We start from the raw sequence: 14,579 nt of genomic DNA, 5'->3' as shown, positions 1-14,579 counted from the left end.
CGCATCCTCCGTCGGCCGTCCTCCTGCCACAGTGTATGCACTCGCTCGAGAAGTGCGCCAGAGATGAGCGCACGGCGGCGGGAGTGGATGCAGTGGTCAGGTGCCGCAGTAGGTCCGATACGCGCCGAAGGCCTCGGGCGCCGGCTCGGCATAGCGCTCGAAGCCAGGCCGGTCGACGAAGGGCTGCGTCACGGCGTCGAGCAGGCGCTCGAACGGGGCGAGATCGCCCTCGGTGGCGGCGGCGAGCGCCTCCTCGACGAGATGGTTGCGCGGGATGACGACCGGGTTGCTCGCGGCCATCGCCGCCGCGTCCGGGCCGAGCGCCAGCCAGCGCCGCACCCACGCATCGAGCCCCGCGGCGTCGTCGAGGAGCGCGCGCAGGCGCCTCTCGTCGCCCCGCGCCGCGAATGTGAGGGCGCGGAAGGACGACGTGTGGTCGGCCCGCGCCGCATGCAGCATGTCGGCCAGATCGCCGACGAGGGCCGAGGCGACCTCCGCATCCGTCTCGGCGGGCAGGCCCAGCTTCGCGAGCATCCCCTCCCTCCACCGCCTCGCGTGCGCGGGGCCGAAGGCGTTCAGCGAGGCCTGGGCCTTGGCGAGCGCTGCGTCGGGATCGTCGTCGAGCACGGGCAGGAGCGCCTCCGCGAGCCGCGCGAGGTTCCAGGCCGCGATGCCCGGCTGGTTGCCGTACGCGTAGCGACCGCCGACGTCGATCGAGCTGTAGACGGCCTGCGGGTCGAAGGCGTCCATGAACGCGCACGGCCCGTAGTCGATCGTCTCGCCCGAGAGCGTCATGTTGTCGGTGTTCATGACGCCGTGCACGAAGCCGACGAGCATCCACTGCGCCACGAGCGATGCCTGCGCGGCGACGACCCGGTCGAGCAGCGCGTGCGCAGGGGCCTCGGCGTCGACGAGGTCGGGGTGGTGGCGGCGGATCGTGTGATCGACGAGTCGCCGCAGCAACGCCTCGTCGCCCGTCGCCCGCGCGTGCTGGACGCTGCCGACGCGCAGGTGGCTGCTCGCGACGCGCGCGAGCACGGCGCCCGGCAGCAGCGTGTCGCGCTGCACGGGCCTGCCGGTCGCGACGACCGCGAGCGAACGGGTCGTCGGGATGCCGAGGGCGTGCATCGCCTCGCTGACGAGGTGCTCGCGCAGCATGGGGCCGACCGCGGCGAGCCCGTCGCCCGCTCGGGCCAGCGGCGTGCGCCCCGATCCCTTCAGGTGGAGGTCGACCAGCCGGTCGTCGGCGGTGCGCAGCTCGCCGAGCAGCAGGGCGCGCCCGTCGCCGAGCCGGGGCGAGTAGGTGCCGAACTGGTGGCCCGCGTACACCTGGGCGACGGGCTCGGCACCCGCGGGCACGTCGGCTCCCGTCAGCATCCGCACGCCCTCCGGGCTGCGGAGCGACGCCGGGTCGAGGCCCAGCTCGGTCGCGAGCCGCTCGTTGAGCACGAGCAGTCGCGCGGCGGGCGCCTCGGCAGCCCGCCAGGGGATGGCCATCTCCGGCAGATCGCGGGCGAATCCCCGCTCGAGGGCGATGGACGACTGCGGTGCAGGACCCATGCCTCGAGCGTACGCGCACGGCGGGTGCGCGCCAGGGGGTCGCGCTCGCTGCGCGACGCCGTCAGGCGCCGAGGTCGCGCTCGAGCACGGGGGCGAGGCGGAAGGGGATGAGCTCGCCCATCGACAGCCAGGTCTCGGTGCGCACGACGCCCTCGCACTGCAGCACGAGCCTGCTCACGCGGTAGAGATCCTCGGCGTCCTTGCAGACGCAGCGCACGAGCACGTCGGCCTGGCCCGCGATGCCGTGCGCCTGCACGACCTCGGGGATCTCGCGCAGCTGCGCGACGACGTGGTCGATCCTCGGCTGGTCGACGTGCGTCGCCATGAAGACCGTGAGCGGGTAGCCGAGCGCCTCGGCGTGCAGCCTGCGGTCGAAGCCCTGCAGCGCATCCGACGCCTCGAGCGCCTGCACGCGCGCCTGGACGGTGTTGCGGGCGAGGCCGAGCCGCTCGGCGATCGCGACGATCGTCGAGCGGGGGTGCTCGGTCATGGCGAGCAGGATCCGGCGATCGGTGTCATCGACGACGCGCATGCAGGGCATCCTACGCCTCGCTGGCGTAGTGACGCAGCATCTTGCGCAACGCCGCGCGTCGGCATTGCTCGATCTGCTCCGCGTCGCTAGCGTGGATGCAGCAGGCCCCCACCCAGGTGCCCGCGATGCGCCCACGAGGCGCGTGTGAACGAGGAGGTTCCGCGATGTCGCTGACCGTACCCGCGCCCGACCCGGCGCTCGCCGCCGGTCTCGACCAGCCGCTGAGCGTGCTGCATCCCGACGGGAGCCGCCACGCGAGCGAGCTGCTCGACCCGCACCTCGGCGACGTCGACGAGCACGCGCTCACCGACCTCTACGTCGACCTCTCGATCCTGCGCCGCATCGACGCGGAGGCCTTCGCGCTCACCCGCCAGGGCGAGCTGCTGCTGTGGCCGCCGTCGCAGGGGCAGGAGGCAGCGCAGATCGGCTCGGGTCGCGCGCTGCGCGACACCGACTTCGTCTTCGGCTCGTACCGCGAGCACGGCCTCGCGTACCTGCGCGGCGTCGACCAGGGCGAGGCGATGCGCGTCTGGAAGGGCGTGCAGCAGTCGGGCTGGGACCCGATGGAGCACCACCTCGCGACGCCGCAGATCATCATCGGCGCGCAGTCGCTGCACGCGACCGGCTACGCGATGGGCGCGAGGATGGACGGCTCCGACGACGTCGCGGTCGCCTACTTCGGCGACGGCGCCACGAGCGAGGGCGACGTCAACGAGGCCATGGTGTTCGCGAGCGCCTTCCAGGCACCCGTGATCTTCGTCTGCCAGAACAACCAGTACGCGATCTCCGAGCCCGTGGCCGTGCAGTCGGGCTTCCCGCTCGCGCTGCGCCCCACCGGCTTCGGCATCCCGGCGCTCCGCGTCGACGGCAACGACGTGCTCGCGATGCTCGCCGCGACGCGCATCGCCGTCGAGCGCGCGCGCTCCGGCGGCGGACCGACGTTCATCGAGGCCATGACGTACCGCATGGGCCCGCACACGTCGACCGACGACCCCAAGCGCTACCGCGACGAGGACGAGGTCGCAGCCTGGCGCGCGAAGGACCCCATCGTGCGGCTCGAGCGCCATCTCGAGGCCGTCGGCGCACCCATCGAGCGCATCCGCGAGGAGGCGAAGATCCGCTGCGACGCCGTGGCGAAGGAGCTGCGCGCGGCCGTGACCGCCGTGCACGTGCCCGACGAGCGCGCGCTGTTCGACCACGTCTACACGACCCCGACGAAGCGGCTCGAGCGGCAGCTCGCCGAGCACGACGCGTTCGTCGCCAGCATCGAGGCCGAGGACCACGCATGACCGCCCCCGAGACGATGCAGCTGGGCAAGGCCATCGGCGCCGCCCTGCACGACGCGCTGGCGGCGGACGACCGCGTCTTCCTCATGGGCGAGGACATCGGTGCGCTCGGCGGCGTCTTCCGCGTCACCGACGGTCTGCAGGCCACGTACGGCCCGCAGCGCGTCATCGACTCGCCGCTCGCCGAGTCGGCGATCATCGGCACGGCGATCGGCATGGCGTACCGCGGCTACCGGCCCGTGGTCGAGATCCAGTTCGACGGCTTCATCTACCCAGGGTTCGACCAGATCGTCGCGCAGGTGGCGAAGCTGCACTACCGCACGAAGGGTCGCGTGCGCGTGCCCATGGTCATCCGCGTGCCGTACGGCGGCGACATCGGCTCGGTCGAGCACCACTCCGAGAGCCCCGAGTCGTACTTCGCCCACACCGCAGGATTGCGGGTCGTGACCGCCGCGACGCCGCAGGAGGCGTACTCGACGCTGCGCGCCGCGATCGCGAGCGACGACCCCGTGCTGTTCTTCGAGCCCAAGTCGCGCTACTGGTCGAAGGGCGAGGTCGACCGATCGATCGTGCGCGACCTCGACACCGCCGAGATCCTCGTGCGCGGTCGCGACGTGACGCTCGCGACCTACGGGCCCGTCGTGAAGACCGCGCTCGACGCCGCCGTCGCGGCATCCGACGAGGGCATCGAGATCGAGGTCATCGACCTCCGCTCCATCTCGCCGCTCGACGTCGACACCGTCGTCGCGAGCGTCGAGCGCACCGGCAGGCTCGTCGTCGCCCACGAGGCGCCGAAGGAGTCGTCGGTGTCGTCCGAGCTCGTCGCGAGCGTCGTCGAGCGCGCCTTCGCGTCGCTGCAGGCGGCGCCCGAGCGCGTCACCGCCTACGACACCCCGTATCCGCCCAGCGCCTTCGAGGAGGCGTACCTGCCGAGCGTCGACCGCATCCTCGACGCCGTCGACCGCACCCTCGGCCGCCGCAGCTCGCGCTCGGACGCCGACCTCGCCCTCCAGGGAGGCTCGCGATGACCACCTTCAAGCTGCCGGACCTCGGCGAGGGGCTCACGGAGTCCGAGATCGTGCGCTGGCTCGTCGCCGAGGGCGACACGGTCGAGCTGAACCAGATCCTCGCGGAGGTCGAGACCGCGAAGGCCGTCGTCGACCTGCCGAGCCCGTACGCGGGCGTCGTGACGCGCCTGCACGCGACCGAGGGCGAGACGATCGCCGTCGGCGCACCGCTCATCGAGTACGAGGTCGAGGGGGCCGAGGCGCAGGCCGAGACGCCCGCGCCGGCACCGGAGGCCGCCGAGCCCGAGCGCCAGCCTGCGCCCGCGCAGCCGGTCGAGGAGCGCAAGCCCGCCGACGCGAAGCCCGTCGAGGAGCGCGTCAGCGTGCTCGTCGGCTCGGTGAAGCTCGGGTCGGGAGCACGCGCGACGCGTCGTCGCCGCACGTTCGAGCCGACGCCCTTCATCCGCGACGAGCGCCGGCCCGCGCGCGCCTACCCGCCGGTGCGAGCGCTCGCACGGCAGCGCGGCATCGACCTGACGTCGATCGAGCCCTCGGGCGAGGGCGGCGTCGTGACGCGCGCCGACCTCGATCGCGCCAACGCAGCTCCCGCGGGTGCCACCGGCGAGCCCGCTCGCGCATCGCGTCGCGAGCGCGTGTCGGGCCTGCGCAAGCACACCGCGAAGGCCATGACCGACTCGGCCTTCACGGCGCCGCACGCCGCGGTGTTCCTGCAGGTCGACGTCACCGAGACGATGCAGCTCGTCGCCGACCTCAAGGCCCGCGCGCGCGGCGGCGATGCGCCGACGTTCCTGTCGATGGCGTGCCGCGCCATCCTGCTCGCAGCCGCCGGCACGCCCGAGGTCAACAGCACCTTCCACGCCGAGACGAACGAGATCGAGGTGCACGGCGCCGTCAACCTCGGCATCGCCGTCGCGACCGACCGCGGCCTCGTCGTCGCGAGCGTCGACGACGCCGACCTCCTCGACGCCACCGAGCTCGCCGGCCGCATCCGCACGCAGGCGGAGCGCGCCCGCGCAGGCCAGCTGAGCCCCGCCGAGCTCACGTCGTCGACCATGACCGTGTCGAACGTCGGCGTCTTCGGCGTCGACGGCGGCGTCCCGATCCTCAACCCGGGGGAGGCGGTCATCCTCGCGCTCGGCACCGTGCGCCGCACGCCGTGGGAGCATCGCGGCGAGATCGCGCTGCGCGACGTCATGCAGATCACGGTGTCGTTCGACCACCGCGTGCTCGACGGCAAGGAGGCGAGCGCGTTCATCGCCGACGTCGGCGCGCTGCTCGAGCACCCCGGACTCGCGCTCGCGCGGCGCTGAGGGATGCCGATGGATCGCCTCACCACCACGGTCGACCCCGCCTCGTCGGAGGGCGTCGCACGCGCCGACGCCATGCGCGGGCTCGTCGACGACCTCCGCGCACGCCTCGACGTCGCAGCGCTCGGCGGCCCCGAGCGCTCGCGCGAACGCCACGTCGCGCGCGGCAAGCTGCTGCCGCGCGAGCGCGTCGAGCGCCTGCTCGACGTCGGCAGCCCCTTCCTCGAGGTCGCGCCGCTCGCCGCGAACGGCATGTACGACGACGAGGCGCCCGCGGCGGGCGTCATCGCCGGCATCGGCCTCGTCTCGGGCCGCCACTGCATGATCGTCGCGAACGACGCGACCGTGAAGGGCGGCACGTACTTCCCGATGACGGTGAAGAAGCACCTGCGGGCGCAGGAGATCGCGAGCGAGAACCACCTGCCGTGCGTCTACCTCGTCGACTCGGGCGGCGCGTACCTGCCGATGCAGGACGAGGTCTTCCCCGACCGTGAGCACTTCGGCCGCATCTTCTACAACCAGTCGCGGATGAGCGCCGCGGGCATCCCGCAGATCGCCTGCGTCATGGGCTCGTCGACGGCAGGTGGCGCGTACGTGCCCGCCATGAGCGACGAGACGATCATCGTGCGCGAGCAGGGCACGATTTTCCTGGGCGGACCGCCGCTCGTGAAGGCAGCGACGGGCGAGGTCGTGAGCGCCGAGGACCTCGGCGGCGGCGAGCTGCACACGACCGTCTCGGGCGTCGCCGACCACCTCGCCGACGACGACGAGCACGCGCTGCGCATCGTGCGCGACATCGTCGCGACGCTGCCACCGAGCCCCGCGCCGCCGTGGGAGGTGCTGGACGCATCCGAGCCCGCCGTCGACCCCGCGACGCTCGGCGCCGCCGTGCCTCCCGACCTCCAGACCCCGTACGACGTGCGTGAGGTCATCGCCCGGCTCGTCGACGACTCCGCGTTCCACGAGTTCAAGGCCGGGTTCGGCACGACGCTCGTCACGGGCTTCGCACGCATCTGGGGCCACCCCGTCGGCATCGTCGCGAACGCGGGCGTGCTGTTCTCGGAGTCGGCGCAGAAGGGTGCGCACTTCATCGAGCTGTGCGACCAGCGCGGCATCCCGCTCGTCTTCCTGCAGAACATCGCGGGCTTCATGGTCGGCAGCGAGTACGAGCGCGGTGGCATCGCGAAGCACGGCGCGAAGATGGTCACCGCCGTCTCGTGCGCACGCGTGCCGAAGCTCACCGTCGTGATCGGGGGCTCGTTCGGGGCCGGCACGTACTCGATGTGCGGACGTGCCTACTCCCCGCGCTTCCTGTGGCTGTGGCCGACGGCCCGCGTCTCGGTCATGGGCGGCCCGCAGGCCGCATCCGTGCTCTCGACGGTGAAGCGCGACCAGATCGAGGCGGGCGGCGGCACGTGGTCCGCCGAGGAGCAGGACGCGTTCGAGGCGCCCGTGCGGGAGCAGTACGAGCGCCAGGGCTCGCCGTTCTACTCGACGGCGCGCCTGTGGGATGACGGCGTCATCGACCCCGCCGACACGCGCCGCGTGCTCGGCCTCGCCCTCGACGTCGTCGGTCGTGCGCCGATGCCCGACGTGCGCTACGGCGTCTTCAGGATGTGATGGCAGTGCTGCAGAAGGTCCTCATCGCCAACCGGGGCGAGATCGCCGTGCGCATCATCCGCACGCTCGACCGCCTCGGCATCGCCTCCGTCGCCGTCTACTCCGACGCCGACGTCGACGCGCCCCACGTGCGCGCCGCAGGGGAGGCCGTGCGCCTCGGCCCGGCCGACGCGCGAGCGTCGTACCTCGCGATCGATCGCGTCATCGCGGCCGCCGTCGCCACGGGCGCCGACGCCATCCACCCCGGCTACGGGTTCCTCGCCGAGTCGGCCGCGTTCGCGCGGGCGTGCGACGATGCGGGCATCGTCTTCGTCGGCCCGACGCCCGAGGCGATCGACACGATGGGCGACAAGATCCGCGCCCGCGCAGCGGTCGAGGCGCGCGGCGTCTCGACCGTGCCGGGCATCGCCGAGCCCGGGCTCGACGACGACGCGCTCGTCGCCGGCGCCGAGCGCGTCGGCTACCCCGTGCTCGTGAAGCCGTCGGCCGGCGGCGGCGGCAAGGGCATGCACCGCGTCGACGACCCCGCCGACCTGCCGGCCGCGCTCGTGCAGGCGCGACGCGAGGCCGCGGCGGCGTTCGGCGACGACACGCTCTTCGTCGAGCGCTTCGTCGCGAACCCGCGCCACATCGAGGTGCAGGTGCTCGCCGACCAGCACGGCCACGTCATCCACCTCGGCGAGCGCGAGTGCTCGCTGCAGCGCAGGCACCAGAAGGTCGTGGAGGAGGCGCCGAGCCCCCTGCTCACGCCCGAGCAGCGTGCGGCCATCGGCGCCGCCGCGTGCGAGACGGCCCGCAGCGTCGGCTACGTCGGCGCGGGCACCGTCGAGTTCATCGTCTCGGCCGATCGCCCCGACGAGCCGTTCTTCATGGAGATGAACACGCGCCTGCAGGTCGAGCATCCCGTGACGGAGGCCGTGACGGGCATCGACCTCGTCGAGCAGCAGCTGCGCGTCGCCGCGGGCGAGCCGCTCGGCATCGCGCAGGAGGACGTGGCGCTCACGGGCCACGCGATCGAGGCCCGCGTGTACGCGGAGGACCCGGCCGCCGGATTCCTGCCCACCGGTGGCGAGGTGGTGCGTCTCACGTGGCCGCGCGGCGACCGCGTGCGCGTCGACGCGGGCATCGAGCAGGGATCCGTCGTCTCGTCGAGCTACGACCCCATGCTCGCGAAGGTCATCGCGCACGCACCGACGCGCGCCGAGGCCATCGAGCGTCTCGACGCGGCGCTCGCCGACACGCACGTGCTCGGCGTCACGACGAACGTGCCCTTCCTGCGTGCGCTCCTCGCCGAGCCGGCCGTGCTCGCAGGCGACCTCGACACGGGGCTCATCGACCGCGATGCGGCACGGCTCGCCGACAGGCCGATGCCGGCGTCGGTGCTCGCGCAGGCGGGCCTCGCGCTCCTCGAGCGCACGCCTGGCGGCGCACGAGCGTGGTCGAGCGACGGCTGGCGCGTCGCGGGCGCCCGCGGCGCCTCCGTGCGCCTCGCCGACGGCGACGGCGTCGCGACCGTCACGAGGTCTGCGGGCGCGCGGATGCAGACCCGGCTCGGGCACGGCGGCGGGCTTCACGCCCCGCGCGACGTCGAGCTGCGCGTCGAGCGCGCCGACGGCAGCGTCGAGCTCGTGCGCTCCGTGGAGTGGCTGCTGCATCCGACGATCACCCGCGACGGCGACGTCTGGCTGCCGCTCGCGAGCGGCGACTGGCTCGTCGAGCACGCGCGGCCCGCCGCGCGCGCCCGGGCGGGCGCCGCCTCGGCGCCGACGCTCGCCTCGCCGATGCCCGGCACGGTCGTGGCCGTGCACGTGACCGACGGCGACGACGTCGCCGAGGGGCAGGCGCTCGTGAGCGTCGAGGCGATGAAGATGGAGCACGTGCTGCGCGCGCCGACGGCGGGTGCCGCACGCATCCACGTCGCGGTCGGCGAGACCGTGCGTCGCGGCCAGGAGGTCGCGCAGGTCGAGGCGGCGACCGCCGACGAGGCGACCGACGCGGCATCCGACGCAGAGGGGGAGCGATGACCGAGCGACGCATCCGGCAGCGGGGGCTCTGGCTCGAGGAGTTCGAGCCGGGCACGATCTTCGAGCACCGGCCCGGTCGCACGATGACCGAGGCCGACAACGTGCTGTTCACGACCCTCACGATGAACACGCAGTCGCTGCACCTCGACGCGGCGTGGGCCGAGTCGACGGAGTTCGGCGAGCGACTCGTGAACTCGATGCACACGCTCGCGACCCTCGTGGGGCTCTCGGTGGCGCAGCTGACCCAGGGCACGATCGTCGCGAACCTCGGCTTCGGCGACATCCGCTTCCCCGCGCCCGTGCGGCACGGTGACACGCTGTACGCGGAGACGCGCGTCGTCGACGCGCGCCCGTCGTCGTCGCGGCCCGGGCAGGGCGTCGTGACGCTCGAGCACACCGGCCGCAACCAGCACGGCGACGTCGTCGTCGTGGCGACGCGCACGGTGCTCATGCAGGGCGAGCCCACGGATGCGGAGGGCGACGCATGACCTTCGCGATGGGCCCCGCGCTGCTCTTCTGCCCCGGCGACCGGCCCGACCGGTTCGCGAAGGCCGCCGACCGCGCCGACGCCGTGATCCTCGACCTCGAGGATGCCGTCGCCCCCGACGCCAAGGCCGCGGCGCGCGAGGCCGTCGCGACCGCCGCGCTCGATCCGGCCCGCACCATCGTGCGCGTCAACGCGATCGGCGAGGGCATGCTCGCCGCCGACCTCGACGCCGTGCGGCGCGCGGGCATCACGACGGTCATGCTCGCGAAGACCGAGTCGGCGGCCGAGCTCGACGCCCTCGACGGCTTCGACGTCGTCGCGCTGTGCGAGACCGCCGCCGGCGTCGTCCACGCGGCCGACATCGCCGCGCACCCGAGCGTCGTCGCGCTCATGTGGGGCGCCGAGGACCTCGTGGCGTCGATCGGTGGCACGTCGAGCCGCGACGCGACGGGTGCGTACCGCGCCGTCGCGACGCATGCCCGCAGCCACGTGCTGCTCGCCGCCGCCGCGCACGGCAGGCGCGCCATCGACGCCATCCGCACCGACATCGCCGACGTCGACGGCTGCCGCGTCGAGGCTGTCGACGCCGCGGCCTCCGGCTTCGCGGCGAAGGCCGCCATCCATCCCGCGCACGTCGCGCCCATCCGTGAGGCGTTCGCGCCCACCGCCGACGAGGCGGCGTGGGCCGAGCGCGTGCTCGCGGCGGCCGAGACCCAGCCCGGCGCCTTCCGCTTCGAGGGCGCCATGGTCGACGAGCCCATCCTGCGCCACGCTCGCAGCGTGCGCGCCCGGGCCGCGGCCGCATCCGACCCCCTGCCGACACCGCAGGACTCCACCACCACCGCCGTGCCACGAGCACCCGAGGAGGCACCATGACCGCCATCGACCATGACGTCACGACGAGCGAGCTGCCCGTCGACGGCACCGAGATGCTCGACCCCGAGCTGCAGCGCCTCGCCGCCGAGGTGCGCGCGTTCGCCGACGACGTCGTCGCACCTGCGAGCTACGAGTACGACACCCAGCGTCGCCTGCCGATCGAGATCATCCGCCAGATGGGCGAGATGGGGCTCTTCGGCCTGCCGCTGCCCGTCGAGTACGGCGGCCAGGGCAAGTCGTACATGCACCTGTGCATCGCCGTCGAGCAGCTCGCGCGCGTCGACCAGTCGATCGCCGTGACCCTCGAGGCCGGCCTCGGCCTCGGCGCCATGCCGATCTACCGCTTCGGCACCGAGGAGCAGAAGCGCACGTACCTGCCGAGCCTCGCGCGCGGCGAGGGCCTCGCCGCGTTCGGCCTCACCGAGGCGGGCGCGGGCTCGGACGCGGGCGCCACGAAGACGACCGCGACGCTCGAGGACGGGTGGTGGACGATCGACGGGACGAAGCAGTTCATCACGAACTCCGGCACCCCCATCACGAACGTCGTCACCGTCACCGCCGTGACGGGCGAGGTCGAGAAGCGCGACGGCTCGCGCGGCCCCGAGCTGTCGACGATCATCGTGCCCGTGCCGATCGAGGGCTTCACGGCCCTCCCGGCATACGACAAGGTCGGCTGGCACACGTCCGACACGCACCCGCTCGTCTTCGACGGCGTCAAGGTGCCAGAGGCGAACCTCCTCGGCCAGCGCGGCCGCGGCTTCGCGAACTTCCTCTCGGTGCTCGACGAGGGCCGCGTCGCGTTCGCGGCGCTGTGCGTCGGTGCAGCGCAGGGATGCCTCGAGCAGGCCGTCGCGCGTGCGAAGGAGCGGGTCGTCTTCGGCCGCCCCATCGGCGACAACCAGCACATCGCCTTCACGATCGCCCGCATGCAGTCGCGCGTCGCCGCGGCCCGCGCCGTCATGCACGACGCCGCCCGCCGCATCGATGCGGGGCTGCCCTTCACGAAGGAGGCGTCGCTCGCGAAGCTCATCGGCTCGGAGGCGGCGATGGCGAACGCCGCCGACGCGACGCAGATCTGGGGCGGCTACGGCTTCATGAACGAGAGCGTCGTGGCGCGGCACTACCGCGACTCCCGCATCCTCACGCTCGGCGAGGGGTCGACCGAGGTGCAGCTCGCGATCATCGCGAAGCAGCTCGGCTTCGAGAAGTCGTTCGGCTAGGCGTCCGGGGGAGGCGCGTCGCCACCTGGCGACGCGCCTCCGACGTCGGCACCCGCCGCTTCGGTATCGTCGCGGCGGATGAGCGGGGGACGCATGGGGCGGCACGGCGGTCTGCAGCACGGGCCGAGGCACGACGAGGACGACGTCCACGACGTCGACCCGGTGCTCGACGCGGAGGTGCGACGCCGCGAGCGCGTGCGCGACCGGCTGCTCGGGCGCACGGACGCCGCGGCTCCGCATGCGGGCGACCAGGCGCACGGCCACGCCCACGGGCCGGCCGCGCCCGCGACGCCGCGCACGCGCCTCGTGCTCGCGCTGCTGCTCGGGCCGCTGCTGCTCGTCGCGCTCGTCGGCATGGCGATCCTGTGGCCGCACGCCGACGAGATGCCCGAGTCGCTGCCGTTCGCGGCCGAGGGCGCTCAGGTGCTGCAGGTCGAGGCGGACGGCACGCCCGACCCGGCATCGCAGGTGGTCGACGCGCTGCTCGACGGCGAGCCCATCACCGTCACGGTGCCGCCGGAGGTCATCGAGTCGGTGCAGCCGGGCGACCAGCTGCGGGTGCTCTACATCCCAGAGGCCGAGCTGTACGGCAGCCCGTACGTCTTCATCGACTTCGCGCGCGAGATCCCGCTGTGGATCCTCGCCGCGCTGTACATCCTCGTCGTGGCGCTCGTCGCGAGGTGGCGGGGGCTCGCGGCCATCGTGGGCCTCGTCGGCGCCGGCGCGATGATCCTGCTCTTCACGCTGCCCGCGCTGCTCACGGGGCAGCCGGGGCTGCCGGTCGCGCTCGTGACGAGCGCCGTCGTGATGTTCATCGTGCTGTACGTCGCGCACGGGTTCACGGCGCGCACGTCGACGGCGTTGCTCGGCACCCTCATCGGGCTCGTCTTCACCGCGGGCATCGGCTGGTTCGCCACGCAGGGCGCGAGCATGACGGGCACCGCGACCGAGGACGCGCGGCTCCTGCTCATCCGCGCCGACCTCGACCTGCAGCAGGTGTACCTGTGCGGCCTCGTGCTCGCGGGCATGGGCGTGCTCAACGACGTGACGATCACGCAGGCGTCGGCCGTGTGGGAGCTGCGGGCGGCGTCGCCGCTCGCGTCGCGCCGCGAGCTGTTCGGCCGGGCGATGCGCATCGGCCGCGACCACATCGCCTCGACGGTGTACACGATCGCCTTCGCGTACGTGGGCGCCGCGCTGCCCGTGCTCATGATCATGGTGCTCACGGATGCGCCGGGGAACGTCGGCTGGACGACGGGGCAGATCGCGGAGGAGATCGTGCGCACGCTCGTCGGCTCCATCGGCCTCGTGCTCGCCATCCCCATCACCACCGCGATCGCCGCGCTCGTCGTGCCGTCGCCGGAGGAGCTCGAGGAGGTCGAGGAGGCTGCGGCGGCGGACGCGTCGGGGCCGATCGAGGTCGTCGACGTGCTCGAGGGCGTCGACGCCGGAGGGCTGCGGGACGACGAGCGCCCGGACCCGCGCGCCGAGGACGAGGTGCGCAGGCAGCGCTGACGCGCCGGGCGGTCGCACGGCGCGCCGCCCGGGTCGGGCGGCGGGGCAGCACGGCGCGGCCCGACTACGATCGATCCGGCTGACGACGAGGGAGTGTGAGCGGATGCCGCAGCAGATCGTGCCGGTGCTCGAGATCGGTGGCACCCACGCGACGGCGGCGCTCGTCGACCTCGCGTCGCACGGGGTCCTCGCCGAGCATCGCGCGCATCCCGACGCCCACGGCTCGGCCGACGAGCTGCTCGGCGGCTGGGTCGAGGTCGCGCGGCTGCTGGGTGGCGCAGCGGGCCCGTGGGTCGTCGCGATGCCCGGCCCCTTCGACTACGACGCCGGCGTCGGCAGGTTCCGCGACGTCGGCAAGTTCGACAGCCTCGACGGCTGCGACGTGGGCGCCGCGCTGCGCTCGGCGCTCGGCGCCGACGTGTCGTTCGTGAACGACGCGGATGCGTACGGCCTCGGCGAGTGGTTCGCAGGCGCGGCCGAGGGGTCGTCGCGCGCCGTCGTGCTGACGCTCGGCACGGGGCTCGGCAGCGCGTTCGTCGCCGACGGCGCGCCCGTGTCGACGGGGGAGCGCGTGCCGCTCGACGGCGAGATCCACTTCGAGACGCTGCGCGGCCTGCCGATCGAGGACGTCGTGTCGAGGCGCGCGCTCATGGCCGCAGGGCTCGCCGCGACAGGCGTGGAGCGCGACGTGCACGAGCTCGCCATCGCCGCGCGGGAGGGTGAGCACGAGGCGGCAGCCGTGCTCGCTGCGGGGTTCTCGGCGGTCGGCGAGGTCATTCGCCCGTGGCTCGCGCGCTTCGACGCCGAGGTGCTCGTCATCGGCGGCTCGATGTCGCGGTCGTGGGACCTCGTCGAGCCTGCGGTGCTCGCGGGCCTCGACGGGTGGGGCGGACGCCTCGAGCGAGCCTCGCTCGGCGACACGGCACCCCTCCTCGGAGCGGCGTGGTTCGGACGACGTCCCGACGTGGTGTAGTCTCGTAGGGTTGCTTCGGCAGCACGGGTCTGTGGCGCAGCTGGTAGCGCACCTGCATGGCATGCAGGGGGTCAGGGGTTCGAATCCCCTCAGATCCACCATCTCGAACGCCCCGCCGCACGGCGGGGCGTTCGTCGTCTCCGGGGCGCCC

At 73.5% G+C, this 14,579-nt stretch carries 12 protein-coding genes and 1 tRNA gene; 11 read left to right on the top strand and 2 right to left on the bottom strand.

The features are described 5' to 3' along the window. Positions 1-96 precede the first annotated feature (96 nt). Together ACFQPP_RS06935 and ACFQPP_RS06930 are read right to left on the bottom strand one after the other, a co-directional pair. Entirely contained in the window at positions 97-1,560 is a 1,464-nt protein-coding gene (locus ACFQPP_RS06935) for a YdiU family protein (protein WP_376915830.1), read from the bottom strand. Between the two features lie 61 nt (positions 1,561-1,621). Continuing rightward, positions 1,622-2,092, bottom strand: a complete 471-nt coding sequence (locus tag ACFQPP_RS06930) for an Lrp/AsnC family transcriptional regulator (RefSeq protein WP_376915829.1) — start codon at positions 2,090-2,092, stop codon at positions 1,622-1,624. A 164-nt stretch (positions 2,093-2,256) separates the two neighbouring features. Here ACFQPP_RS06930 and ACFQPP_RS06925 point away from each other — a divergent pair, with 164 nt between their 5' ends. From ACFQPP_RS06925 to ACFQPP_RS06875, 11 genes are all read left to right on the top strand, one after another. After that, positions 2,257-3,381 (top strand): thiamine pyrophosphate-dependent dehydrogenase E1 component subunit alpha, encoded by a 1,125-nt coding sequence (locus ACFQPP_RS06925; RefSeq protein ID WP_376915828.1) that lies wholly within the window; start codon positions 2,257-2,259, stop codon positions 3,379-3,381. Next, positions 3,378-4,406, top strand: coding sequence for an alpha-ketoacid dehydrogenase subunit beta (locus ACFQPP_RS06920; RefSeq protein WP_376915827.1), 1,029 nt, complete (start codon positions 3,378-3,380; stop codon positions 4,404-4,406). The genes ACFQPP_RS06925 and ACFQPP_RS06920 overlap by 4 nt, the downstream gene beginning before the upstream one ends. Further along, entirely contained in the window at positions 4,403-5,716 is a 1,314-nt protein-coding gene (locus ACFQPP_RS06915; RefSeq protein WP_376915826.1) for a dihydrolipoamide acetyltransferase family protein, read from the top strand. The genes ACFQPP_RS06920 and ACFQPP_RS06915 overlap by 4 nt, the downstream gene beginning before the upstream one ends. A 9-nt stretch (positions 5,717-5,725) precedes the next feature. Next, a complete protein-coding gene (locus ACFQPP_RS06910) occupies positions 5,726-7,333 on the top strand; it encodes a carboxyl transferase domain-containing protein (RefSeq protein WP_376915825.1) in 1,608 nt (535 codons plus the stop codon). Continuing rightward, positions 7,333-9,357, top strand: coding sequence for an acetyl/propionyl/methylcrotonyl-CoA carboxylase subunit alpha (locus tag ACFQPP_RS06905; protein WP_376915824.1), 2,025 nt, complete (start codon positions 7,333-7,335; stop codon positions 9,355-9,357). The genes ACFQPP_RS06910 and ACFQPP_RS06905 overlap by 1 nt, the downstream gene beginning before the upstream one ends. Beyond that, complete coding sequence (locus ACFQPP_RS06900) at positions 9,354-9,845, top strand: MaoC family dehydratase (protein WP_376915823.1); 492 nt, start codon at positions 9,354-9,356, stop codon at positions 9,843-9,845. The genes ACFQPP_RS06905 and ACFQPP_RS06900 overlap by 4 nt, the downstream gene beginning before the upstream one ends. Beyond that, a complete protein-coding gene (locus ACFQPP_RS06895) occupies positions 9,842-10,720 on the top strand; it encodes an HpcH/HpaI aldolase/citrate lyase family protein (protein ID WP_376915822.1) in 879 nt (292 codons plus the stop codon). Before ACFQPP_RS06900 ends, ACFQPP_RS06895 begins: the two co-directional genes overlap by 4 nt. Further along, positions 10,717-11,940, top strand: a complete 1,224-nt coding sequence (locus tag ACFQPP_RS06890) for an acyl-CoA dehydrogenase family protein (RefSeq protein WP_376915821.1) — start codon at positions 10,717-10,719, stop codon at positions 11,938-11,940. Before ACFQPP_RS06895 ends, ACFQPP_RS06890 begins: the two co-directional genes overlap by 4 nt. 78 nt (positions 11,941-12,018) lie before the next feature. Then, the gene (locus tag ACFQPP_RS06885; protein WP_376915820.1) at positions 12,019-13,455 is read left to right on the top strand and encodes a YibE/F family protein; all 1,437 of its coding nucleotides are present in this window, start codon (positions 12,019-12,021) and stop codon (positions 13,453-13,455) included. 103 nt (positions 13,456-13,558) lie between these two features. Further along, positions 13,559-14,428, top strand: coding sequence for an ROK family protein (locus ACFQPP_RS06880; RefSeq protein ID WP_376915819.1), 870 nt, complete (start codon positions 13,559-13,561; stop codon positions 14,426-14,428). Positions 14,429-14,453: 25 nt separating this feature from the next. After that, positions 14,454-14,529 (top strand) — tRNA-Ala (locus ACFQPP_RS06875). The last annotated feature ends 50 nt before the right edge of the window (positions 14,530-14,579 follow it).

It is taken from the genome of Agrococcus sp. GCM10030265, from assembly GCF_042666675.1.
Classification (GTDB): domain Bacteria; phylum Actinomycetota; class Actinomycetes; order Actinomycetales; family Microbacteriaceae; genus Agrococcus.
Note: the sequence above shows the minus strand (reverse complement) of the source record. Positions and strands in the feature narration are given on the sequence as shown.